The following is a 24,136-nucleotide window of genomic DNA, read 5'->3' on the forward strand; positions in this document are numbered from 1 at the left end:
TTATCCCTTCACCGCACCGAGCGACAGGCCTTCTACGAGGTAGCGCTGGGCGTAGAGTGCGAGTGCGAGCGTCGGCGTGATCGACAGCACGATCGCCGCGGCGATCTGCCCGTACTGGATGCCGGAAGCCGTGACGAAGGCGAGCGCGCCGACCGTTACGGGCTGCTTGTCGGCCGAAGCCAGCACCAACGCGAACACGAAATTGTTCCAGGCGAAGATGAAGGCGAGCAGGCCGGCTGCCGCAATCCCGGGACCTGCCAGCGGCAGGGCGATTTTGCGGAAGGTCGAGAACCAGGAGTGGCCGGCGATACGGTAGGCGTATTCGACATCGGCAGAGATGTCCTCGAAATAGCCGCGCACGATCCAGAGGATGAGTGGAAGGCAGATCAACTGGTAGATCCAGATGAGACCGAAATAGGTGTTCGAGAGGCCGAGCCACTGAAAATACTGCGTCAGGGGCAGCAGCACGAGCAGCGGCGGCGCAAAGCGGAAGGACAGCAGCGTGAAGGCGATGTCCTCCGATCCCCGGAACTTGTGCCGCGCGAAGGCATAGGCCGCCGGCACGCCGAGCAGGAGCGCGAGAGCCACGGAAGCGACCGACAGCAGGACCGAATTGCCGAGATTGCGCATGAACGCGATGTCAAGCGTGCCGGAGGCGGTCTGCAGCTTGCCGGTGATCAGCGCCGCATAGTTCTCGAGCGTCGGCGTGAAGACCACCGATGGGGGTATTCTCAGGATCGTCTCGTTCGTCTGGAAGGACATGAGGAAGATCCAGACGATCGGGAACATGAAAAAGATCACGACCAGTGTCAGCGCGACGCCGCGCAGAAGTCTTTCGACCGGAGACGTGGTTTCCATTGTGACCTCCTTACGCTTCGCCGCGGGCGCGTTCGCGCAGCCGGAGCCAATTCTTGATGAAGACGTTCGACAGCGTGTAGGTGATCGCCCACAGAATGATCAGCAGCGCCGCGGACCGCCCCACATTGGTCGACTGGAAGAAGTTGAGGTAGGCCTCGACCTGGAAGACCGTCAGCGTGTCTCCGGGCCCGCCCTGCGTCATCGCGTATATGATGTCGAACTGCTGGATGGAATCGAGCAGGCGGAAGAGCGTCGCCGTCAGGATATAGGGCGTCAGCATCGGCAAGGTGATGCGGAAGAAGACGAAGCTGCGCGGCACGCCGTCGAGCGCCGCCGCTTCGAAAGGCTGCGTCGGCAGCGAGCGGAGGCCCGCGAGCAGCAGGATCATGATGAAGGGCGTATAGACCCAGATGTCCACGAGCACGACCGTCAGGAGCGCCGTGTCCGGCGACGATGCCCAGCGGAAGTTCTCGAGCCCGACGAGACTTGCGAGATAGCTCAGTATCCCGAAGCCCGGATTGGTCATCAGCTTCCACATCAGCGCCGCGAGCGCCGGCGCCGTCATCAGCGGCAGGAGCAGCATGATCGAGATGAAGTTGTTGACCGTGGAACGGCGCTGCAGAAGCAGCGCGATGCCGAGACCGAGCAGCAGCTCCAGGGTAACGGTGACGCCCGCATAGAGCAGAGAGATCTTGAGCGTGTTCCAGAAGCCCGGATCGGTGAAGAAGTTCAGATAGTTCTCACCCCAGTTGAACTGGCGTGCCCAGGGCTGGCTCAGCCGGTAGCGCTGGAAGGAATAAACCACCGCCGTGAAGAACGGGATCAGGATACCGATGCACACGAGAAGCGCCGGCAGGGAGAGCACATAGGGCAAGGCCCTCCTGCTGATCCTGAACCTGCCGCTCCTCGCGCCGGAGTGCGTTACTGAAGCCATGGCCAGCTCCGTCTAAAATGCCTGTGTCTATGACATAGGGGGTCAGCCGCGGCCGGCGCAGCCAGACCCCCCTCTTCGTTTGCCTTGTCGTGCCGAGAACGGCGGCCCGCCGGCGGCGGGCGGGCCAGGAGCGGAAGTGCATCCGCTCCGGGCCCCGCACTTTGATCAGCCGAGCCCGGCTTCCGCGAGCTGCCGGTTGATGCTTTCGGCGAGCCTGTCGAGGCCCTCGTCGACCGGCACCTCCTTCGCTACCATCTTCTGCAACGTCGCCGCCCATTCGGTGGTGAGATCGAAGAAAAGGGGCTGGGGAGTGAAGTGGATCTTCGCACCCGGCGCCGAAACGTCGTGCATCTCCACATATCCGGGATAGCTCTTGTTCAGCCGCTCACGGAAGATTTCGTCCTTCCAGACCGATGCCCGGACCGGGTTGACGAAGTCCATCTTGGTCGCACCGAAGATCGCATGCTCGAGACCCGATGCCCATTGCAGGAAATACCAGGTCGCATCCTTGTCCTTCGCGAAGTTGGACATGGCCAGCGACCAGATCCAGATGTTGGGCGTCGGTGCCGTCGCCTCCGGATTGGCGGCAAAGGGCGCGTAAGCGAGCTTGCCCGCCATCTTGTTGTCGCCGCCATTCATGAAGTAGCCGAGAATGTCGGCGTCGTAGATCATGGCGGAGGCGCCGGCGCCAAGGTCGGTGCCGACCTGATACCAGGTATAGGTCGACCAGTCCTTCGGGCCGCTTTCCTGGATCATCTGTACCCATTTGGCATGGAAGGCTTTGGATTCCGCCGTGTTCATCGCGGCCGAAAGCTTGCCGTCCTCCGAAACGTTCAGATCCTTCTGGCCGAAATTGGCATAGCCGGAAAGGAAGCCCGGATGGATGGTCGCCCAGGAGCGGGAACCGCGCACGCCGATGCCGTAGACACCGCCGCCCACATCCTTGGTGAGCTTCGCCGCCGTGGCGACGAGTTCATCGAGGTTCTTCGGAACGCTGGCGCCGACCTTCTCGAACATCTCCTGATTATAGGAGAGATTGTTCTGCTCGTAGCCCCACGGAAGGCACCATTGCTTGGCATCTTCCGAACCGAGTGCGCCGCCCGGCTGGCCGTTCCAGGCGCAGGATGCCTTGACGCCCGGCAGGAAGTCGTCCCAGCCATATTGCGGATTGGTCTTCGACGGATCGTTGATCCATTCGTTGAGGTCGGTGATCCAGCCGGCCGGACCATAAGTCCAGGTCATGTAGGCGCCCGTCATGAAGGCGTCGTATTCCGACGAGCCGGAAGAAAGTGCCGCAGTCACCTTGTCGAAATAGACGTCCTCAGGGAAGACGTCATAGGTGACCTCGATGCCGGTCAGGTCCTTGAACGCCTGAAGATTGGCGATCATCGCATCCGCGTAAGGATGCTTGTTCAGGAGCAGCTTCAGCGACTTGCCGGAATGTGCCTTCCAGTCGAAGTCGGCGGCAAGCGCCTGGGTCGACATCATGTTGAACAGGGTGCCGGCGGTTCCCGCCGTCAGGCCTGCCGCGCCGAGGCCTTTCAGCAGGCCGCGGCGGTCCACCTCTCCGCGCAGGAATGCGCCAATGAGGTCTTTCTCCTTGTCGTACATCTGTTCTCTCCTCCACTACGGGTAAAACTGCTCGACTGAGCTGCCGGCTACCCAACCGGTATTGCCTCCCCGGACCGCGGCGCCGAATTTTCGTCGCTTTCGCGGCCCGCGTGAATGTCAGGCGGCAAGCGCCTGTGCCGTGCGCTCGTCCGTGATGAGCCCGCTCAGGAACCCGCTTTCGAGCACCGCGCGAATGGCGCGCGTTTTGATCCTGCCTCCCGCGACCGCAACGGTGCGGCGGTTCTTCAGGTCCTCCCGGCCAAGCGTGAAAGTCCGGTTGGAAAGCGCGGTTTCGATCGGCCTGCCTTTCTCATCGAAGAAGTGGCCGAGCAGTTCGCCCATGCCGCCACCTTTCTGAATCTGCTCGATTTCGCGCATCTCGATCATCCCGGTCGCCACCAGCGAGGCTTCGCGCTCCGCCGTGCCGATGCCGACCATCAGCAGGTCGGCCGACTTCGCGAGATCGAAGACTTCGCGCACGCCGCGCTGGCTGAAGAGGACATCGCGATCCTCCACCGTGTTGGCGAAGAACGGCACCGGCATCACATAGGCCTCGGCGCCCGTGCGCTCGGCCAGGCGATGGATCACGTCATGCGGATTGGCGGAGAATTTGCGCGTGAGCCCGCCGAGCAGCGAAACGAAGCGCGTATTGTTGCTCGCGATGCGCGGCATGTATTCGATGCTGGCTGCCAGCGTGCGCCCGTGGCCGACGCCGATCAGCGCGGTCTCTCCGCGTTCGATCTCGCGCCTGAGAAATTGTGCGCCGGAGATGCCGAGCGCCTTCAGAGGCAGGTCGTCGCTGTCGAAGTCAGGGACCACTTCGCAATAGTCCAGGCTGTAACGGCCGGAAAGCTTCTGCTCCAGCTCGACGCATTCGGAAACGTCGCCGTCGATATAGACTTTGACCAGCCCCTCCTGGTTGGCCTTCATGATCAGCCGGTGCGCTTTGAGCGACGTGAGCCCCAGGCGTTTGGCGACCTCGGCCTGGGTCAGCCCGCCGGCATAATGCAGCCACGCGGCGCGCGTCGCCATGCTCGCCTCGTCGTCGCGGACAGCCATTCCACCGATGATCGCCATGTCTCCACCCGATGCTGCGCTGCATGATAATTTTTGCATCGCATGATATTTTTATCTCGATATGAAATAATTTTCACGCGTTGAAAAAATTGTCAAGTCCCAGTCGGTCGCATGCCGAAAAAATGCGGGCAAATCCTCGGCGACGCGTTCCGCGGCGGATTTTTTCGAAACGGCAAAGAAGTGGGGGCGGCAGAGAGGGGCTGACCTCTCTTCTCTACTGACCGATCTACTGACCGAGATTCTTGATGTAGAGAGACAGAAGCTGGGTTTGCGAGGAAATGCCGAGCTTCCGATAGACGTTGCGGCGATGGACTTTGACCGTGCCGGTCGAGATGCCGAGCTTCAGTCCGATCGATTCGGAAGAATGCCCCTGAAGCACGAGCTCGATGATCGCCGCTTCCCGCTCGGTGAGGTTAAGGTGCCGCCAGACGCCGTCTGCCGGCGGATGCGCCGCCTTGCGGCGGCCCCTGCCGGTCTTGGCGAGCGCCGTATCGAAGCGACGGTCGAGTTCCGCCCAATGGTGGCGCACAAGGGCCGCCACCAGCGGCTCCGCCTTCTTCAGCAGCGCGAACTCCGATGCGCTGAATACGCCCGTCGCCTCCCGCCGCATCAACGACAGGACGACGGTAACCTGCTCGCTGACCGGCACGAAGAAGCCGACTTCCTCGGCGAGCCCCGTCTGGACATAATAGGTCCGGTAGTATTCGCTCGAGAAGAAGCGGTCGGGCGCCAGTTCCCGCATGCGCCACACGCCGGGCTTAGGGGCACGCGCGGCGTGGTAGAACGGGTCGAGCAGATAAGGTCCGGCCTGATAGAGGCCCACGAAGAGTACGTGATCCTTGGCATCGAACGTGCTGTAAAGATCGAGCGGCCGTTCCTTTCCCCGATAGGCGAAGACGACGACGTAATCGAACGTCATCAGGGTGGACATCAATCGGCGGAACGTATCCCCGACAGCCTCGTCCCCCATCGCTGCGCCGTTTACCAGCGGCGCCATGGCCTGAAAAAGTCTGTCGAGGTCGATGCCCAAACGGTTCTCCCGGCTCGCTCCGCCGCTGTGAGGTATACTCCTTCCACAGCGCCTTCCCGGTTGAAATACCTCTCTTGGGGTATATACCGGCCCGGACGCATTTGACTAGTCTGACAGACAATGACGGTGGAAGCGGCGGCGCAAGAACCGCGAGCGATTCCAAGAACGACCGCAGGGAACAGACGTGACATCCGCTTCGACGAACGACATCGAATTCCGTTCGGTCGCCAAACGCTATGGCAGCGTGACGGCCGTGTCGGACATCAACCTGGCGGTGCCGACGGGCGCCTTCGTGGCGCTGCTCGGGCCGTCCGGCTGCGGCAAGACCACATGCCTGCGCATGATCGGCGGCTTCGAGCAGCCGAGCGAAGGCATGGTCTATATCGGCGGCCAGCCAATGAACGGCGTGCCTGCCTATCGCCGGCCGGTCAACATGGTGTTCCAGCAATATGCTCTTTTCCCGCATCTCGACGTCGAGCAGAACGTCGCCTACGGGCTTAGGCAGATGCGCCCCCGCATTCCGGCCGCCGAGATCACCCGTCGCGCTCAGGAGGCGCTGGAGATGGTCCGCCTCGGCGGCTTCGGCAAGCGCCGCATCCACGAGATGTCGGGCGGGCAGCAGCAGCGCGTGGCGCTCGCCCGCGCCATCGTCAACAAGCCGAAGGTGCTGCTCCTCGACGAGCCGCTCGCGGCACTCGACAAGAAGCTGCGCACGGCCATGCAGATCGAGCTGCAGAGCCTGCAGCGCGAGCTCGGCATCACCTTCGTGCTCGTCACGCACGATCAGGAAGAGGCGCTCTCCATGAGCGATTTCGTCTGCGTCATGAGCACTGGCCGTATCGTGCAGATGGGGCCGCCGCAGGAGATCTACGACCGGCCGGCAAGCCTTTTCGTCGCCGATTTCGTCGGCAAGGCCAACCGCATCGCCGCGACGATCGCGCCCGGCGCGAATGCGGTGCTTCTCGCAAACGGCATCGGGCTGGCCAGGCCCGCCCACGCCAACGGCACGGCGGGCCCGGTCACGGTGGCTCTGCGCCCGGAGGCGATACGTCTGGTGCGCGACGGCAACGCCGCGCTGCGCGGCACGGTGACCCACCGCATCTTCCTGGGCTCGTCCGTCGAATATTCGGTGGAGGTCGAGGGCCTTGGCGATTTTCTCGTCACCGCCGACCGCCGCAGCTTCAACGAAAGCGATCTCGCCGAGCCGGGCGAAAGGATCGGGCTCAGCTTCGACCCGAATGCAATGCACGTCTTTCCGGCCTGAAGGAACCGGTTTGCCGCAATCAATTGACGTCAACGATAAGGGAACAGCATCATGACCAAGTGGTACAGAGAAAATGCCCCGATCACCGCGGACAAGCTCGCCGACGAGCTGATGCGCCTCAAGCGCGGCTCCGTTTCGCGCCGCCACTTCCTTGGCGTCACCGGCCTCGGCCTCGCGACGGCCGTGTTGGCGCGCCAGCCCGGCCTCTTCAACTCCACCGCTTACGCCGAAGACCTCGGCACGCAGATGTCGATCGCCACCTGGCCGAACTATCACGACCCCGCCACCTTCGAAGCGTTCACCGCCGCGACCGGCGTCGCGGTGGAAGTCAACGTCTTCGGCTCGAACGAGGAAATGCTGGCGAAGCTGCAGGCGGGCGGCACCGGCTGGGACCTCTTCGTACCCACGAACTACACGATCTCGACCTATGTAAAGCTCGGCCTGATCGACGAGCTGGACCTCTCGAAGCTGCCGAACTACGATGCCTCGACGGAAAATGCGCGCTTCACCAGTGAGGGCATTGTCGACGGCAAGACCTATGCCGTGCCGAAGAACTGGGGAACCACCGGGATCGCGGTGAATTCCGACAAGATCAAGGCTCCCGTTGCGAGCTGGAAGGACTTCTTCGAGGTGGCTATGACGGAAGCCGACGGCCGCGCCATGGTGCACGACTATCAGCTTACCACGATCGGCAATGCGCTGGTCTCGCTCGGCTTCTCCTTCAACTCGGTCAAGCCCGAAGAGCTCGCCAAGGCCGAAGAACTGCTGATCAAGGTCAAGCCGCATCTCTACGCCATCAACAGCGACTATCAGCCGGCGATGCGCGCCACCGATGCATGGATGACCATGTGCTGGACCAATGACGGGGCCCAACTCAATCGCGACATGCCGGACATCAAGTTCGTGCTCGGCAAGGACGGCGGCGAGATCTGGTCGGACTTCTATGCGATCCCGAAGAGTGCCGCGAACAAGCCTGCCGGCTACGCATTGCTCGATTACCTGATGGCCCCGGAAAACGCCGTGAAAGAACACATCGCCAACGGCGCGCCGACGACCGACAGCCGCGTCATGAAGCTGCTCCCGGCCGATGTGACCTCGAACAAGATCGTCTATCCGGACGAAGCGGCCCTGACCCCGCTCGAATTCGGCGCCGCGGTGACGCTCACCGATCCCGGCCGCGCCGAACTGATGGCGCGCTTCAAATCGGCTTGAGCATACGGGCAAGATCGCCCCTCATCCCGCTGCCGCGACCTTCTCCCCGTTTGACGGGGAGAAGGACACAAGCCGCGACGCCCCAGTCCCCTCTCCCCGCCTGCGGGGAGAGGGTTAGGGTAAGGGGCAGTTTCATTCCAGTTCACGGACAAATCATGCGCGTGGCAACGAACACGAAGAGGAACCTGATAACGGCGGCACTGCTTGCGCCGGCGGCCGCGTGGCTCACCGTCTTCCTGGTTCTCCCTTTCACGGCCATGCTTGTCTTCGCCTTTGGCGAGCGGGCGCCCGAGGGTGGTTATCAGGCGGCCTTCACCTTTGCGCAATTCGCCAATCTGCCGACCCGCGCGGCCGCCTTCTGGAATACCCTGCTGCTCGCGCCGGCTGGCGCCCTGCTCTGTCTGGTCGTCGCCTATCCGGTCGCCTATTTCCTCGCGGTCAGGGCAAACCCGCGCTACCGCCTCATCCTCGTTTCCCTCGTCGTCGTTCCGTTCTGGACCAGCCTGCTCGTGCGCACCTATGCCTGGATGTACATCCTCGGCTCGCGCGGTATTCCCAATCTCCTGTCGATGATCGGCATCGAGGACGTGCGCATGCTGAATACGCCCGGCGCGGTGCTGCTCGGCATCGTCTACGGCTACCTGCCGCTGATGATCATGCCGATCTATGTGAGCCTGGAAAGGCTCGACCGCCGCCTGCTGGAGGCCTCCGCCGATCTTGGCGGCAAGCCCGTCTCCACGTTTTTCGGCGTCACCCTGCCGCTGTCGCTGCCGGGCGTCATGACCGGCGTCGCGCTCGTCACCATTCTCCTGCTCGGCGAATATCTGATCCCGCAGTTGCTCGGCGGCGGCAAGGTCTTCTTCATCGGCAATGCGCTGGTCGACCTTTTCCTGCAGTCGCGGAACTGGCCCTTCGGCTCGGCGATCGCCGTGACCCTCGTCGCCATAGTCGTCGTCGTCCTCATGGTGGCGATGCGGATCGCCTGGAAGGTCGCCGGAACAAGACAGGTGGATCTCGTCTGATGCGCACCTTCATCTCCTCGGTCTATCTCTTCCTGTACGCGCCGATCGCGCTGGTCGTGCTCTTCTCGTTCAATGCCGGCCGCAATGCGAGCGAGTTCACCGGCTTTTCGCTCGCCTGGTACGGCAAGGCGCTCGGCAACACCTTTCTCGTCTCGGCGCTGCAGAACAGCCTGATCATCGCCTTCACGAGCGCCGGGCTGGCCGCCGTCTTCGGCACCATGGCAGCGCTCGGCATGGAGCGGCTCAGCCCCCGCATGCGGGCGCTGTTCGACGCCCTCTTCGCCGCGGCGATCGTCGTCCCCGGCGTCGTCATCGGCATCGCGACACTGGTCGCGCTCGTCGCGGTCTTCTCCTTCGTCAACCCGACGATCGCCGCCCTCTGGCCCGGCGGCAAGCCGCCGCAACTGGGGCTCGGTTACGGTTCGATCATCGCCGCCCACGGGCTGTTCTCGATGGCGCTCGTCACCATGATCGTCAAGGCGCGCATCGCAGGCCTCGGTCGCGATATCGTCGAAGCGTCGGGCGATCTCTACGCGACGCCGCTCACCACCTTCCGGCTCATCGTGCTGCCGCAGATCCTGCCTTCGATCCTCGCGGGCTTCCTGCTGGCCTTCACCTTCTCCTTCGACGATTTCATCATCGCCTTCTTCGTCGCCGGCTCGAAGACCACCCTGCCGATCTATGTCTTCGCCTCGATCCGCCGCGGCGTGACGCCGGAAATCAACGCGATCGCGACCCTGGTGCTGGTCGCCTCGCTGCTTCTGATCCTGACCGCCCGCGTGCTCATGCGCGAAAAGAAAAGCAAATCCGGGGAGTAAACCAAATGATCCTGAACAACCGGATCGCGATCGTGACCGGAGCGGGCTCCGGGATCGGCCAGGCGGGCGCCGCCATCATGGCCCGCGAGGGTGCCCATGTGGTTGTCGTCGACCGGAGCGCGCAAGCCGCCGGAGAAACCGTGGCGGCCATTGCCGCCACGGGCGGCAGCGCCGAGGTGCTCGCCCTCGACGTCACCGATGATGAGGCGCTTGCGGACGGCATTGCCGATATCCTTTACCGGCACGGCCGCATCGACATCCTGCACAACCACGCCGGCGCACAGGTCGCCGGCGATCTCGAAGGGGTCGACGTGGCGGGTTTCGACCGCTCCTGGAACCTCAACGTCCGTGCCCATTTCATGGCCGCCCGCCTCGTCATGCCCTCGATGAGGGCGGCCGGCCGCGGCGCGATCGTCAACACGTCGTCATCGTCCGGTGTGCTCTACGATCGCGAGATGATCGCCTACACGACGACCAAGCACGCGGTTATCGCCATGACCCGGCAGATGGCAGGCGATTATGCGCGATACGGCGTCAGGGTGAATGCGCTCTGCCCCGGCTGGGTCGACACGCCCTTCAACGAGCCCTTCATCGCTCAGATGGGCGGGCGCGGCGCAATCGAAGCCTATATCCGCGAGAAAGTTCCGCTCGGCCGCTGGGCGAGCGTCGACGAGATCGCAGAGTCGATCCTCTTCCTTGTTTCCGACCGTTCCTCCTATATGACCGGGCAGATCCTTGTGGTGGACGGGGGCGAGACGGTGGTTTGAGACATATTTCTCCCTCTTCCCTGTGCTTGTCGCAGGGAAGGAACGCGAAGCGCGCCGAAGCGATGCGTGCGCCCTTGAGTCAGGTTTTCAGCTTGAGCCGCCTGCGCGTCTCGCTGGGGCTTTCCCGATAGTGCGCGCGATAGCTGCGCGAAAATGAAGACGACGAGTTGAAGCCGGAAATCGCCGCGATGTCGGCGAACTCCATCCGCGTTTCGATCACCTTGCGCCGCGCTGCGTTGAGCCGCAGCGCCAGATAGTGTTCGTGCGGTGCGACGCCCATGGTCTCCTTGAACAGATCCTGTAGATGCCGGGCACTCACCCCTACCCGGCGCGCCAGCCGCTGAAGTGTCAGGGGCGACTCGACCGTCTCCTCCATCAGCTTGACCGCGGCGCCGACGCGCGCGTCCAGGATGCGCATATTGCCGATTGCCGGCACCTGCAGGAGGTCGCCGCGCGTGCGTTCCTGCTCGTAGATGAAGAGGCGCGACACTTCGAGCGCCAGCGAATAACCGTGCGCACGGCGGATCAGTTCCAGCATCAGGTCCAGCGTCGGCAGCGAGCCGCCGGTGGTGATGCGCTTCCGGTCGACGACGAAACGCTCGCGCACCATCGTCACCTGCGGATAGGCGGCGGCGAAATCCTCGAAATCCTCCCAGTGGGTGGTGGCCGAGAAATTGTCGAGGAGGCTCGTCTCCGCCAGCAGCCAGGAGCCGGACTCGATGCCGGCCATCACTTCCCTGTGCCGCGCCGTCTGCGAGAGGAGCATCCTGAGCTGCGACGTGGCGCTGCGTTGCCAGTTGTAGCTGGAAAGCACGAAGAGCGGCGCCGTCTCCCGCTGCGGACGGAAGGGGCCGGCCACCGGGATCGGAATGCCGCTCTTCGTATCGATCGCCCTCCCGTCCGGACTGAACAGGCTCCAGCTGTAAAGCGTGCGCCCGGCGATGCGGTTGGCGGCGCGCAGCGGTTCGACGACCGATGCGACAAGGATGAGATTGGTCTCCGGCAGGATTAGAAGATCGATATGCTGCGCCTGCGCGATGCTGCTGTCCAAGGCGAAACTTCCTCCCGAGAATTCCGATAATGTATAGGATGCTTCTCATAATGAAAAGCAGCGCGGCACTTTCTGGCTCGTAATACGGACAACGAAAGGGAGGACATCAATGCCGCTCAGCATGAACCGCGAGGTGTTCATCACATGCGCCGTCACCGGCGCCGGAGACACCGTCTCGAAATCCAGCCACGTTCCGGTCACGCCGAAACAGATCGCCGAGTCGGCGGTCGAGGCCGCCAAAGCGGGTGCCGCCGTCGTCCACTGTCACGTCCGCGATCCCGAAACCGGCGCGCCTGCCCGGCGGCTCGATCTCTACAGGGAAGTGACCGATCGCATCCGCTCCGCCGATATCGACGTGGTGCTCAATCTGACCGCCGGCATGGGCGGAGACCTCGTCTTCGGTAGCGTCGAGAGCCCCTTCCCCGTCAACGAGAAGGGTACGGACATGGCCGGCGCCACCGAACGCGTCGCGCATGTCGCCGAATGCCTGCCGGAAATCTGCACGCTCGACTGCGGCACTATGAATTTCTCGCTTGGCGATTACGTCATGACCAACACGCCGTCGATGCTGCGCGAGATGGCACGGCAGATGACCGCACTCGGCGTGCGTCCGGAGATCGAGGCCTTCGATACCGGGCATTTGTGGTTCGCCAAGCAACTCGCCGAAGAAGGCCTGATCGAGGATCCGGTGCTGATCCAGCTCTGCATGGGTATCCCCTGGGGCGCGCCGGACGATCTCAACACCTTCATGGCCATGGTCAACAACGTGCCCTCGAACTGGACCTTTTCCGCCTTCTCGATCGGCCGCAACGCCATGGCCTATCCGGCCGCCGCGATCCTTGCCGGCGGGAACGTCCGCGTCGGTCTGGAAGACAATCTCTATGTCGGAAAGGGCCAGCTCGCGACCAATGCCCAGCTTGTCGAAAAGGCGGCGTCGGTCGTGGAGGGCATGGGCGCGAAGATCATCGGGCCGGAGGAGGTCCGCAGGAAGCTGAAGCTGACGAAGCGGTAACAAGACCCCTCCCAACTCTCCCCGCAAGGGGAGGGCTGACCTGCCGCGCCGGCACCGCCTATCCCTCCCCCTTGTGGGGAGGGTGGTCCCGAAGGGGTCGAGAGGGGCTCTTACAACAATTTTAATGGAGGGGGAATGACCACAATCACCAAGGCCGCCTGTGTCGGCGGCGGCGTCATCGGCGGGGCCTGGGCCGCGCGTTTCGCGCTTGCAGGAATAGACGTCAACATCTTCGACCCGCATCCGGAAGCCGAACGCATCATCGGCGAGGTCATGGCCAATGCGGAACGCGCCTACGGCATGCTGACCATGGCGCCGCTGCCGCCGCGCGGCAAACTCACCTTCTGCAAGAGCATTCAGGAAGCCGTCGAGGACGTTGACTGGATTCAGGAAAGCGTGCCCGAACGGCTGCAGTTGAAGCGCGGCGTCATCAACGAGATCGATGCGGCCGCCCGCCCCGACGCTCTCATCGGCTCCTCGACTTCGGGCCTGCTCCCGTCCGACCTGCAGGCGGAGATGAAGCGCCCCGATCGCATGTTCGTCGCGCATCCCTACAACCCGGTCTATCTGCTGCCGCTGGTGGAGCTCGTCGGCGGCAGGAAGACCTCGCCGGAAACGATCAGGCGCGCCGAGGAAGCGGTCGCCGAGATCGGCATGAAGGGTGTCGTCATTGCCAAGGAGATCGAGGCTTTCGTCGGCGACCGTCTGCTCGAAGCGCTCTGGCGCGAAGCACTCTGGCTGATTCAGGACGACATCTGCGACACCGAAACACTCGACGATGTCATGCGATACTCCTTCGGCATGCGCTGGGCACAGATGGGTCTCTTCGAGACCTATCGCATCGCCGGCGGTGAAGCCGGCATGCGCCACTTCCTCGCCCAGTTCGGCCCCTGCCTCAAATGGCCCTGGACGAAGTTCACCGACGTGGTGGATCTCGACGACGCGCTTGTCGAGAAGATCGGAGCGCAATCGGACGCGCAGGCCGCCGGCCGCTCGATCCGTGAACTCGAACGCATCCGTGACGAAAACCTCGTCGGTATCATGCATGCCTTGAAGGCGGGCGACGGCGGCAAGGGCTGGGGTGCCGGCAAACTGCTCGCCGATTTCGAGAAGCGGCTTTGGGAAAAGGGCGGCGGCCCGTCGAACAGCCCGGACGCGTCCGATCCGCTGCGTCTGGTCGATACCAAGGTCAATGCCGCCTGGGTGGACTACAACGGCCACATGACCGAGCATCGCTATCTGCAGCTCTTCGGCGACACGTCGGATGCCCTGCTCCGACTGATCGGCGTCGACTTCGCCTATGTCGAGGCCGGCCACAGCTACTATACGGTCGAGACCCATATCCGACACCTCGGCGAAGCCAAGCTCGGACAGGCGCTCTATACGACCCTGCAGCTTCTTTCGTCGGACGAGAAGCGGATCCACTTCTTCACGCGGATTCACGATGCGGCTTCGGGCGACGTCATCGCCACCGCCGAACAGATGATGCTGCATGTCGACGCCAAGGCCGGCAAATCCGTGCCGGCACCGGCGGAGGTGATGGCCAAGCTGAAGCCGATCGCGGAAGGTCATGCAAAGCTGGACGCTCCTGATGGCGCGGGGCGGCATGTAGGGCAGAAGCGGTAAGGACTGCGTGCGGCAGCGCTCATTCGGCTGCCGCCACCGTCTCCCCGCCTGCGGGGAGAAGGGATATGCCGCAGCCGCTTGCACCCATCTACCGTGGGAGGGGCAAAGAAATGAGGGAGAACAATGAATTTCGCACTGACCGAAGAACAGCAGATGATCGTCGACACGGTCCGCACCTTCGTCGAGACCGAGATCTATCCGCATGAGAACGAGGTCGAGCGGACCGGAGTGGTGCCGCGCGAACTCGGGCTGGAAATCGCCCGCAAATGCAAGGAGCTCGGCTTCTTCGCCTGCAACTTCCCGGAAGAGGTCGGCGGCGCCGGCCTCGACCATCTGACCTTCACGCTGGTCGAACGCGAGCTCGGCCGCGGGTCCATGGGCCTCACCGTCTTTTTCGGCCGCCCGTCCGGCATCCTGATGGCCTGCAACGAGGATCAGCGAGAGCGCTATCTTCTACCGGCCGTGCGCGGCGACAAGTTCGACGCACTCGCCATGACCGAGCCGGATGCCGGCTCGGACGTGCGCGGCATGAAATGCTTCGCCCGGCCGGATGGCGACGACTGGATCGTCAACGGGACGAAGCATTTCATCAGCCATGCCGATATCGCCGATTTCGTCATCGTCTTCATCGCCACCGGCGAGGAGCAGACGCCGCGCGGACCGAAGAAGAAGATCACCTGCTTCCTGGTCGACCGCGGCACTCCGGGCTTCGAAATCCGCGAGGGCTACAATTCCGTCTCGCATCGCGGTTACAAGAACTGCATCCTGACTTTCGACGACTGCCGGCTGCCTTCCGCCCAGATCCTCGGCGAGGTCCATAAAGGTTTCGATCTGGCCAATGACTGGCTCTATGCCACGCGCCTGACGGTTGCCGCCACCTCCGTCGGCCGCGCCCGTCGCGCCTTCGATTACGCGCTCTCCTACGCAGCCGAACGCAAGCAGTTCGGCAAGCCGATCGGCGCCAATCAGGGCGTCTCCTTCAAGCTTGCCGACATGATCACCGAGATCGACGCGGCCGACCTCCTGACGCTCTCGGCCGCCTGGCGGCTCGACCAGGGCCTGCCGGCCAACCGCGAGATCGCTTCCGCCAAGGTCTTTGCCACCGAAATGCTCGCCCGCGTCACCGACGAGGCGATCCAGGTCTATGGCGGCATGGGGCTCATGGACGACCTGCCGCTCGCCCGCTTCTGGCGCGACGCGCGCGTCGAGCGCATCTGGGACGGGACGTCGGAAATCCAGCGGCACATCATCAGCCGCGATCTGCTTCGGCCGCTGGGAGCTTGAGGATGCGGCAGCGCTTTAGTTTCGGCAGCTTGCCCCTCTCCTCGGGTTTAACCCGAGGACTAACCCTTTGCGCAGTGGCTGCAGTTGAGCAGAATGGCGCGGCATATTCCTTCTCCCCGCCTGCGGGGAGAAGGTGGCGGCAGCCGGATGAGGGGCATGGCAGCGTTCGGAAGGTGACGCAATGACCATCCCTCCCCGCTCCCTCGACCGCCTTATCCGCCCGCGCTCCATCGCCGTCTTCGGCGGCAAGGAGGCGCGCCGCGTCATCGAGCAGTGCGACAAGATGGGCTTTGCCGGTGATATCTGGCCGGTCCATCCGCGCGAAGAAGAGATTCTCGGCCGCCGCTGCTATCGCTCGGTGTCCGACCTGCCGGGGGCGCCGGATGCCTCCTTCGTCGGGGTCAACCGGGCGCTCACGATCGAGATCGTCCGCGATCTCGCCGCGCGGGGCGCCGGGGGTGCCGTCTGCTACGCATCCGGTTTCCGCGAGGCGGCAAACGAGCTTGCCGACGGCAACGATCTGCAGGAGGCGCTCGTCGCGGCGGCCGGCGGCATGCCGATCGTCGGACCCAATTGCTACGGCTTCATCAATATGCTGGACGGCGCACTGCTCTGGCCCGACCAGCACGGCATGCTCCGGGTCGAACGGGGCGTCGCGATCCTCACGCAGTCCTCCAACATCGCCTGCAATATCTCCATGCAGAAGCGCGGGCTGCCGCTGGCCTATGTCATGACGGCCGGCAACCAGGCGCAGACGGGCCTTTCCGACATCGCCTGCGCCGTGCTCGAGGATCCGCGCGTCACCGCCGTCGGTCTCCATATCGAAGGCTTCGACAGCATCGAGGCGCTGGAAAGGCTCGCCGACCGCGCACGCGAGCTGCGCAAACCCGTGGTCACGCTGAAGGTCGGGAAATCGGAAGCCGCCCAGCTTGCCACCGTCTCGCATACCGCCTCGCTGGCCGGCAACGACCGGGTCTCCTCGGCCCTGCTCGCCCGCGTCGGCATCGGCCGCGTCGATACGCTGCCCGAGTTGCTTGAAACCCTGAAGCTGCTGCATCTTCATGGGCCGCTCTCCAGTGCCGATATCTCCTCGATGAGCTGTTCGGGCGGCGAGGCATCGCTGATGGCGGATGCCGGGGTCCGGCGCAAAGTCAATTTCCGGGCACTCAGGGAGGAACAGCGTCAGCCGCTGCGCGAGAGCCTCGGCGAAATGGTGACGATCGCCAATCCGCTCGACTACCACACCTTCGTCTGGGGAAATCGCGAGAAGCAGACGGCCGCCTTCACGGCCATGATGCAGGGCGGCTATGCGCTCAACCTGATCGTGCTCGATTTCCCGCGGCTCGATCGCTGCGACGCGGCCGACTGGGCCACGACCTGTGAGTCAGTCATCGATTCCACGAAGGCTACCGGCGCGGTCGCCGGCATCGTCGCCAGCCTTGGCGAGAACATGCCCGAGGAAACCGCGCTCTCGCTGGTGTCGGCGGGGGTCGTGCCCTTCTTCGGCATCGACGAAGCGCTCGCCGCCGTCGAGACCGCCGCTGCGATCGGCGCCGTCTGGGCGCAACCCGCAGCGCCTCCCCTCCTTCGCTCGCATCCCGATGGAGGCGAGATCGTCACCCTGAGCGAGGCCGAAGCGAAGGAAGAGCTGTCAGCAGCGGGCGTGATCGTTCCCCGCGGCAGGACCGCCACGACCGTCGAGGAAGCCGCGGCCGCTGCCGATGCCCTCGGCTTCCCCGTCGTCCTCAAGGGCCTCGGTGTGGCGCATAAGACCGAAGCCGGTGCGGTCAAGCTCGATCTGACGAGCCGTGACGAGGTCATCGCGGCGGCGCAAGGCATGGCAGCGATCGCCTCCGGTTATCTCGTCGAGAAGATGATCGCGAGGCCGGTGGCGGAACTGATCGTCGGGGCCATGCGCGACGCGATCGCAGGTCCGGTACTGACCATCGGCGCGGGCGGCATTCTCGTCGAATTGCTGGGGGATTCGGCAATCCTCACGCTGCCGGCCACCGAAGAGATGATCCGCGATGCGATTGCGGGCCTGAAAATCAGCAAGCTGCTCGATGGCTATCGCGGCAATCCCAAGGGCGATATAGCCGCCTTGGTCCGAACTGTCGCTGCAGCGGCATCCTATGTCGTTGCAAACGCTTCCAAACTCGAAGAACTCGATATCAATCCTATAATGGTGTTGCCGGAGGGTCAGGGAGCCCTCGCCGCCGACGCCCTGATCCGCCGGAGGAACTGACGCCCCATGACCGGACCGATCCTTACGCGCCGCGAAGGCGGCATTCTCGAAGTCACGATCGACCGGCCGAAGGCCAATGCCATCGACCTGAAGACCAGCCGCATCATGGGCGAGATCTTCCGCGATTTCCGGGACGACCCGGAGCTTCGGGTCGCTATCATCACCGGTGCCGGCGAAAAGTTCTTCTGCCCCGGCTGGGACCTGAAGGCGGCCGCGGAAGGCGACCCCGTCGATGGAGACTACGGCGTCGGCGGTTTCGGCGGCATGCAGGAACTGCGCGACCTCAACAAGCCCATCATTGCGGCCGTCAACGGCATCTGTTGCGGCGGCGGACTGGAGATCGCGCTTTCGACCGACATCATTCTCGCAGCCGAACATGCGAGTTTCGCACTCCCGGAAATCCGCTCGGGTACGCTTGCGGATGCCGCTTCGATCAAATTGCCGAAGCGCATCCCCTACCATATCGCCATGGACATGCTGCTCACCGGCCGCTGGCTCGACGTCGTGGAAGCGAACCGCTGGGGCTTCGTCAACGAAATCCTGCCGGCTGAACGGCTGATGGACCGGGCCTGGGAACTGGCGCGCCTGCTCGAAAGCGGACCGCCGCTCGTCTATGCCGCCATCAAGGAAGTGGTCCGCGATGCCGAAGGTCGGGACTTCCAGACGACCATGAACAAGGTCACCCGTCGCCAGTTCAGGACCGTCGACGTCCTTTACTCGAGCGAGGACCAGCTCGAGGGCGCGCGCGCCTTTGCAGAAAAGCGCGACCCGGTCTGGAAGGGACGTTGAGATACGCGGCTCTTCGGCCGCGGGCGGATTTGGAGCCGGAGGATGCCGGCCCTTCAGCGTGACGCGCCGCGAGCACCGGCGCGTGCGGCTGAGCAGTCATTCCATAAGACACGCTTATGGAAAAGATTTATAATTTAGGACGTTACAAGCCCCGTCCAAGCGGTTAGCCTTATGGATGAACAGCGCGGATAGCGCGCAAAGGGCCCAGACAAGGAGGTCAGGACAGAGACGATCACGGTGGACTGCAAACCACCTCCGGCCATCTCGACCGATGGCAATACGCGAACACTCTACCAATCACAACGAACGGCGAATGCCGGCTGAAGAAGGGAACAGGGGAATGAGCGATTACAAAGACTTTTTGGCACGTCAGGTCATGCTCGGCAAAATGAACCGGCGTGAATTTCTCGGACGCGCTGCCGCGCTCGGCATTGCCGTGTCGACGGCGAATACGCTCTTTGCGTCCAGCGCCGCGGCGCAGGAGCCGAAGCGCGGCGGTCACCTGAAGCTCGGCCTCGAAGGGGCTGCTGCCACCGACTCGCGGGATCCGGCAAAGGCGCTGTCGCAATTCATGTTCGTCGTCGGCCGCAACTGGGGCGACATGCTGGTGGAGAGCCACCCGACGACCGGCGAACCGGTGCCGGCGCTTGCGGAGTCCTGGGAACCCTCCGCCGACGCAGCCACCTGGACCTTCACGATCCGCAAGGGCGTCAAATTCCACGACGGCAAGGAACTGACGATCGACGACGTCATCAAGACCCTGCAGCGACACACGGACGAGAAGTCCGAGTCCGGCGCGCTCGGCGTGATGAAGTCCATCAAGGAAATCAAGGCCGACGGCGACAAGCTCGTATTGATGCTGACCGAGGGCAACGCGGACCTGCCGCTGCTGCTGACCGACTATCATCTCATCATCCAGCCGAACGGCGGCACCGACAATCCCGACGCGATGATCGGAACAGGGCCTTACAAGGTCGCAAGCTTCGAGCCGGGCGTACGGGCCACATTCGAAAGGAACGCCGACGACTGGCGCACCGATCGCGGCTACGTCGATTCCGTCGAACTGATCGCCATGAACGATGCGACGGCGCGCATCGCGGCGCTTTCCTCGGGCCAGGTCCACTTCATCAACCGCGTCGACCCGAAGACGGTTAACCTGTTGAAGAAAGCGCCGACCGTCGAAATCCTCAACACGTCCGGCCGCGGCCATTACGTCTTTATCATGCATTGCAACACGGCGCCGTTCGACAACAACGACCTGCGCATGGCGCTGAAATACGCAATGGACCGCGAGACGCTCGTCCAGCGCATTCTCGGCGGCTACGGGAAGGTCGGCAACGATTTTCCGATCAACGACACCTACGCGCTTTTTCCGGAAGGCATCGAGCAACGCGTCTACGATCCGGACAAGGCCGCGTTCCACTACAAGAAATCCGGCCATAGCGGTCCGGTGCTGCTGCGCACCTCGGACGTCGCCTTCCCGGGCGCGGTCGATGCCGCCGTTCTCTACCAGGCGAGCGCCAAGAAGGCCGGCATAGAGATCGAGGTCAAGCGCGAGCCGGGCGACGGCTATTGGTCCAACGTCTGGAACGTTCAGCCTTTCTCGACGTCCTATTGGGGCGGCCGTCCCACCCAGGATCAGATGTACTCCACCGCCTATCTCTCGACGGCCGACTGGAACGACACCCGTTTCAAACGTCCGGATTTCGACAAGATCCTGCTCGAGGCGCGTTCCGAGCTCGACGAAGCCAAGCGCAAGGACATGTACCGCACCATGGCGATGATGGTGCGCGACGAAGGCGGCCTGATCCTGCCGATGTTCAACGACTTCGTGAACGCGGCCGGTAAAACGGTGAAGGGTTACGTCCACGACATCGGCAACGACATGTCGAACGGCTATGTCGCGACCAGGGTATGGCTGGACGCCTGATGATGGAAAGCGGACCGATCACGGGTCCGGTCGTGACGGATGCGACCGCAGGCGAGACAGCCCTGCGGTCCCCCGATCTTTCCGGTGTCCCAGCCAAACCCGACCCGGCCGCCGACGAGCTCGGCGGCACGTTCTGGCGGCGCTTCGCCTTTCGCCGTCCTCTCGCGGCGCTGATCCTTCAGCGCCTGGGACTGAGCGTCGGCCTGCTCTTCGCCGTGTCGCTGATGATCTTCGGCGGCATCGAGGCCTTGCCCGGCGATTTCGCCACCACCTATCTCGGCCAGTCGGCGACGCCGCAGGCCGTCGAGAACATCCGTAAGGATCTCGGGCTCGACCGCCCCTGGAGCGAGCGCTATCTCAGCTGGCTGGGCGGCGCCGTGCAGGGTGACTTCGGCACCTCCTGGGCGAGCAGGAATTCCGTCAGCGAGCAGATCGGCAACCGGCTCGGCAACTCGCTCTTCCTCGCCTTTTTCGCGGCAATCATCTCCGTGCCGCTCGCCGTTGGACTCGGGATGCTCGCGGTGCAATTCCGCAACCGCCTGCCTGACAAGATCATCAACGTGATATCGCTTGCGGCGATCTCGCTGCCGGAGTTCTTCATCGGCTATCTCCTGATCATGTTCTTCGCCGTCAAATGGGGCGTCGCCACCTTCCCGGCGACCGTCTATGACAGCATGGGCTTTACCGAGCGGCTTTCGGCGATTGCACTTCCCGTCGCGACCCTCGTGCTGGTCGTCCTCGCCCATATGATGCGCATGACCCGCGCGGCCATTCTCAACGTCATGTCTTCGGCCTATGTGGAGACGGCGGAACTCAAGGGACTCGGCACTTTCCGCATCATCGCGCGCCACGCCGCCCCCAATGCTGTGGCGCCGGTCATCAACGTCGTCGCGCTGAACCTCGCCTATCTGGTCGTCGGCGTCGTCGTCGTCGAGGTCGTCTTCGTCTATCCCGGCATGGGGCAATACATGGTGGATGCCGTGACGGTGCGCGACATGCCCGTCGTGCAGGCATGCGGGCTGATCTTTGCGGCCTTCTACATCTTCCTCAACATGGCGGCCGACATTCTCGCCATTCTCGCCAATCCGAGATTGAGGCACCCGCGATGAACTTGAGATCTATTCCCTTCAGTGCCTGGATCGGCATCATCGGCATTGCCATCGCACTTCTGTGCGCCCTCTTTGCTCCCGTCCTGGCGCCCTATGGCGAGCGGGAAGTCGTGGGCGATATCTGGCTCCCGGCAGGCGGGGATTTCCTGCTCGGGACGGACAATCTCGGCCGCGACCTCCTCTCGCGCCTGATCTACGGCGCCCGTACGACCATCTTCGTGGCGTTGGCGGCAACCGTGTTGTCGTTCGCCCTCGGCATGATCCTGAGCTTCACCGCAGCCGTCACCGGCGGCTTCGTCGATCAGTTCTTCTCCCGTTTCAACGATCTGATGATGGCGGTGCCGACGCTGATCTTCGCACTCGTCGTTCTGGCGGTGCTGCCACAGCATCTCTGGGTCCTGGTCCTCGTGATGGCCGTGCTCGACTCGACACGCGTCTTCCGCATCGGCCGCGCCGTGGCCCTCGACGTCGCGGTGATGGAGTTCGTCGAGGCTGCGCGGTTGCGCGGCGAAGGCAATGTCTGGATCATCTTCCGGGAAATCCTGCCGAACACGCTGTCGCCGCTGCTCGCCGAGTTCGGTCTGCGCTTCGCCTTCTCGATCCTGTTCCTCTCCACCCTCTCCTTCCTCGGCCTCGGCATTCAGCCGCCGGCCGCCGACTGGGGCGGCATGGTCAAGGACAACAAAGATGGGATCATCTTCGGCATATCGGCCGCGCTCATTCCGGGCGGCGCGATCGCCGCCCTGGCCATCTGCGTCAATCTCGTCGTCGACTGGCTGATGAAGCGCACCTCGAGCCTGAAAGGAGGCCGCGGCGATGCCTGAGCTGCTGTCCGTCAAGAACCTGAAGATCGAAGCGACCAGTTACCCGCCGGGCGAACCGCCCAAAGTGGTTACGCTGGTCGAGGACGTTTCCTTCGATCTCGAAAGGGGCAAGGTCCTGGGCCTGATCGGCGAATCCGGCGCCGGCAAGTCGACGATCGGTCTCTCGGCACTCGCCTATGGCCGCGGCGGATGCCGCATCACCGGCGGCGAGGTGCTGCTCAACGGCCGCGACATCCTGAAGCTCGGCCGCGGCGGCATCAATTCGGTTCGTGGACGCCATGTCTGCTACGTCGCGCAGTCCGCCGCGGCTGCGTTCAACCCCGCCCACAAGCTCGGCGACCAGGTGATCGAGGCATCGCTGCGCCACGGCATCATGAGCCGTGAAGAGGCGACCAAGCGTGCACTCTATCTCTTCCGGGTGCTCGGCCTTCCCAATCCCGATTCCTTCGGCGACCGCTACCCCCATCAGGTCTCGGGCGGGCAATTGCAGCGCGCCATGACCGCCATGGCGCTCTGCCCAAATCCGGAACTGATCGTCTTCGACGAGCCAACCACGGCGCTCGACGTGACGACCCAGATCGACGTGCTCGCGGCGATCAAGCACGCGATCGAGGAGACCGATACCGCGGCACTCTACATTACCCACGACCTCGCCGTCGTTGCCCAGATCTCCGACGACATCATGGTGTTGCGCCACGGCAAGACCGTCGAATACGGCACCACGAAGCAGGTGATCGAGGCTCCGAGGGAGGAATACACCCGCGCCCTCGTCAGCGTGCGCCAAACCAAGCGCGACGAAGCCAAGGACCAGACCGGCACGCTTCTCAAGATCGAGCATGTCCATGCCGGTTACGCCAACGGCTTCAAGGTACTGCACGATGTCTCGATGCACCTGCCGAAGGGTCAGACACTGGCGATCGTCGGAGAATCGGGCTCCGGCAAGTCGACGCTCGCGCGCGTGATCACCGGCCTGCTGCCGCCGAGCGAAGGCCGCATCACCTTCGAAGGAAAGGAACTGCCGAAGGCGTTGAAGGGCCGGACCAACGACGAGTTGCGCCGGATCCAGATGATCTATCAGATGGCCGACACGGCGATGAATCCGCGCCAGACGGTGCGCGAGATCGTCGGCCGGCCGCTCTCCTTCTACTTCGGCATGCACGGCGTCCAAAAGACCGAGCGGGTGAAGGAATTGCTGGACCAGATCGAGATGGGCACGCGCTTCCTCGATCGCTACCCGGCCGAGCTTTCCGGCGGGCAGAAGCAGCGCGTGGCGATCGCCCGGGCGCTTGCCGCCAAGCCGGAACTCATCCTCTGCGACGAGCCGACCTCGGCGCTCGATCCGCTGGTGGCGGAAGGCATTTTGAACCTGCTGCTGAAGCTGCAGGAGGAAACCGCCGTTTCCTACGTCTTCATCACCCACGACATCGCCATCGTCCGGGCAATCGCCGACAGCGTCGCCGTGATGCATCGCGGCCGGCTGGTGCGCTTCGGCCCGAAGTCGAAGGTCCTTTCGCCGCCCTTCGACGACTATACCGATCTGCTCCTGAAGTCGGTTCCCGAAATGGAAATCGGCTGGCTGGAAAAGGTGCTGCAGACCCGCCGCATGGAGAGCGCCGGCAATTGATCGAGAGGGGCGGCTGAGGCGCGGCCGCCCCTTGCCCCCATCGGCGATG

The 24,136-nt window shown here is 63.6% G+C and carries 20 protein-coding genes; 14 read left to right on the forward strand and 6 right to left on the reverse strand.

Going from position 1 to position 24,136, the window contains the following annotated elements; translation table 11 throughout:
* The 5 genes from SINAR_RS0121750 to SINAR_RS0121770 form a co-directional block, all read right to left on the reverse strand.
* The gene (locus tag SINAR_RS0121750; protein WP_028001032.1) at positions 1-858 is read right to left on the reverse strand and encodes a carbohydrate ABC transporter permease; all 858 of its coding nucleotides are present in this window, start codon (positions 856-858) and stop codon (positions 1-3) included.
* 10 nt (positions 859-868) lie between these two features.
* A complete protein-coding gene (locus SINAR_RS0121755; protein ID WP_028001033.1) occupies positions 869-1,792 on the reverse strand; it encodes a carbohydrate ABC transporter permease in 924 nt (307 codons plus the stop codon).
* Positions 1,793-1,957: 165 nt separating this feature from the next.
* Positions 1,958-3,403, reverse strand: coding sequence for an ABC transporter substrate-binding protein (locus tag SINAR_RS0121760; RefSeq protein ID WP_028001034.1), 1,446 nt, complete (start codon positions 3,401-3,403; stop codon positions 1,958-1,960).
* Between the two features lie 117 nt (positions 3,404-3,520).
* The gene (locus tag SINAR_RS0121765; RefSeq protein WP_028001035.1) at positions 3,521-4,480 is read right to left on the reverse strand and encodes a sugar-binding transcriptional regulator; all 960 of its coding nucleotides are present in this window, start codon (positions 4,478-4,480) and stop codon (positions 3,521-3,523) included.
* A gap of 226 nt (positions 4,481-4,706) precedes the next feature.
* Positions 4,707-5,510, reverse strand: a complete 804-nt coding sequence (locus SINAR_RS0121770; protein WP_028001036.1) for a helix-turn-helix transcriptional regulator — start codon at positions 5,508-5,510, stop codon at positions 4,707-4,709.
* A 184-nt stretch (positions 5,511-5,694) separates the two neighbouring features.
* Between SINAR_RS0121770 and SINAR_RS0121775 the strand changes: the two genes are divergently transcribed.
* The 5 genes from SINAR_RS0121775 (at position 5,695) to SINAR_RS0121795 (ending at position 10,593) form a co-directional block, all read left to right on the forward strand.
* Entirely contained in the window at positions 5,695-6,774 is a 1,080-nt protein-coding gene (locus SINAR_RS0121775) for an ABC transporter ATP-binding protein (protein ID WP_028001037.1), read from the forward strand.
* A gap of 51 nt (positions 6,775-6,825) precedes the next feature.
* Entirely contained in the window at positions 6,826-7,986 is a 1,161-nt protein-coding gene (locus SINAR_RS0121780) for a polyamine ABC transporter substrate-binding protein (protein ID WP_028001038.1), read from the forward strand.
* A gap of 155 nt (positions 7,987-8,141) precedes the next feature.
* On the forward strand, positions 8,142-9,008 hold the full coding sequence (locus SINAR_RS0121785; RefSeq protein ID WP_028001039.1) for an ABC transporter permease: 867 nt from the start codon (positions 8,142-8,144) through the stop codon (positions 9,006-9,008).
* Positions 9,008-9,826 (forward strand): ABC transporter permease, encoded by an 819-nt coding sequence (locus SINAR_RS0121790; RefSeq protein WP_028001040.1) that lies wholly within the window; start codon positions 9,008-9,010, stop codon positions 9,824-9,826. Before SINAR_RS0121785 ends, SINAR_RS0121790 begins: the two co-directional genes overlap by 1 nt.
* A gap of 5 nt (positions 9,827-9,831) precedes the next feature.
* Complete coding sequence (locus SINAR_RS0121795) at positions 9,832-10,593, forward strand: SDR family NAD(P)-dependent oxidoreductase (protein WP_028001041.1); 762 nt, start codon at positions 9,832-9,834, stop codon at positions 10,591-10,593.
* A 79-nt stretch (positions 10,594-10,672) separates the two neighbouring features.
* Here SINAR_RS0121795 and SINAR_RS0121800 read toward each other — a convergent pair whose 3' ends face one another.
* Complete coding sequence (locus tag SINAR_RS0121800) at positions 10,673-11,644, reverse strand: GlxA family transcriptional regulator (protein ID WP_028001042.1); 972 nt, start codon at positions 11,642-11,644, stop codon at positions 10,673-10,675.
* Positions 11,645-11,753: 109 nt separating this feature from the next.
* On the opposite strand from SINAR_RS0121800, the gene bcoG reads away from it, so the two are divergent.
* The 9 genes from bcoG to SINAR_RS0121845 all read left to right on the forward strand — a co-directional run bounded on the left by bcoG (position 11,754) and on the right by SINAR_RS0121845 (position 24,087).
* The gene (gene bcoG, locus SINAR_RS0121805; protein WP_028001043.1) at positions 11,754-12,656 is read left to right on the forward strand and encodes a 3-dehydrocarnitine:acetyl-CoA trimethylamine transferase BcoG; all 903 of its coding nucleotides are present in this window, start codon (positions 11,754-11,756) and stop codon (positions 12,654-12,656) included.
* A gap of 135 nt (positions 12,657-12,791) precedes the next feature.
* Entirely contained in the window at positions 12,792-14,282 is a 1,491-nt protein-coding gene (locus SINAR_RS0121810) for a carnitine 3-dehydrogenase (RefSeq protein WP_028001044.1), read from the forward strand.
* 123 nt (positions 14,283-14,405) lie between these two features.
* Positions 14,406-15,566 carry an acyl-CoA dehydrogenase family protein gene (locus SINAR_RS0121815; protein WP_028001045.1) on the forward strand — a complete coding sequence of 387 codons (1,161 nt, stop codon included), beginning with the start codon at positions 14,406-14,408 and terminating at the stop codon, positions 15,564-15,566.
* A 181-nt stretch (positions 15,567-15,747) separates the two neighbouring features.
* Positions 15,748-17,811: an acetate--CoA ligase family protein gene (locus tag SINAR_RS0121820; protein WP_028001046.1), complete on the forward strand. Its 2,064-nt coding sequence runs from the start codon at positions 15,748-15,750 to the stop codon at positions 17,809-17,811.
* 6 nt (positions 17,812-17,817) lie between these two features.
* Entirely contained in the window at positions 17,818-18,600 is a 783-nt protein-coding gene (locus SINAR_RS0121825) for a carnitinyl-CoA dehydratase (RefSeq protein WP_028001047.1), read from the forward strand.
* Positions 18,601-18,940: 340 nt separating this feature from the next.
* A complete protein-coding gene (locus tag SINAR_RS0121830; RefSeq protein WP_028001048.1) occupies positions 18,941-20,530 on the forward strand; it encodes an ABC transporter substrate-binding protein in 1,590 nt (529 codons plus the stop codon).
* A complete protein-coding gene (locus SINAR_RS0121835) occupies positions 20,515-21,639 on the forward strand; it encodes an ABC transporter permease (protein WP_033057534.1) in 1,125 nt (374 codons plus the stop codon). Before SINAR_RS0121830 ends, SINAR_RS0121835 begins: the two co-directional genes overlap by 16 nt.
* Positions 21,636-22,463, forward strand: coding sequence for an ABC transporter permease (locus tag SINAR_RS0121840; RefSeq protein WP_028001050.1), 828 nt, complete (start codon positions 21,636-21,638; stop codon positions 22,461-22,463). Before SINAR_RS0121835 ends, SINAR_RS0121840 begins: the two co-directional genes overlap by 4 nt.
* Complete coding sequence (locus SINAR_RS0121845; RefSeq protein WP_028001051.1) at positions 22,456-24,087, forward strand: ABC transporter ATP-binding protein; 1,632 nt, start codon at positions 22,456-22,458, stop codon at positions 24,085-24,087. Before SINAR_RS0121840 ends, SINAR_RS0121845 begins: the two co-directional genes overlap by 8 nt.
* The last annotated feature ends 49 nt before the right edge of the window (positions 24,088-24,136 follow it).

It is taken from the genome of Sinorhizobium arboris LMG 14919, assembly GCF_000427465.1.
GTDB classification, from domain to species: Bacteria; Pseudomonadota; Alphaproteobacteria; order Rhizobiales; family Rhizobiaceae; genus Sinorhizobium; species Sinorhizobium arboris.